The sequence below is a fragment of the Aequorivita lipolytica genome (assembly GCF_007997135.1).
GTDB classification, from domain to species: domain Bacteria; phylum Bacteroidota; class Bacteroidia; order Flavobacteriales; family Flavobacteriaceae; genus Aequorivita; species Aequorivita lipolytica.
On sequence record NZ_VORU01000045.1, the window covers coordinates 1 to 526 of the forward strand.

At 46.4% G+C, this 526-nt stretch carries 1 protein-coding gene; it reads left to right on the forward strand.

The window, feature by feature from the left end; translation table 11 throughout:
* A partial coding sequence (locus tag ESV24_RS15210; RefSeq protein ID WP_428839603.1) for a DUF7507 domain-containing protein occupies positions 1–526 on the forward strand: 526 nt, incomplete at both ends.

The window sequence follows — 526 nt, forward strand, 5'->3', positions numbered from 1 at the left end:
CCATCACACAGGATGATATAGACACGGGCAGCGTGACCAACCAAGCAACTGCAGTAGGAACACCTCCAACAGGAGATGATGTAGAAGATCAATCAGGAACCGATATTGCCAATGACGATGCTACGGTAATCGAGCTTTGCCAGAACCCAGACATCGCAATCGTAAAAACTGGAGTCTTCAACGATGTTGACGGTAACCAGTGTGCCGATGCAGGAATCGATACCATTACCTATACGTTCACAGTGACCAACGAAGGAAACGTGAGCCTATCAAACATACTAGTAACTGACCCATTATTATCTGCACCAAACCCAGTAGTGAACATAGTGTTCCAGAGTGGTGATACAGATGGCGATGGTGAACTTGATGTAACTGAAACTTGGATCTACACCGCTACATCCTATACCATCACACAGGATGATATAGACACGGGCAGCGTGACCAACCAAGCAACTGCAGTAGGAACACCTCCAACAGGAGATGATGTAGAAGATCAATCAGGAACCGATATTGCCAATGACGATGC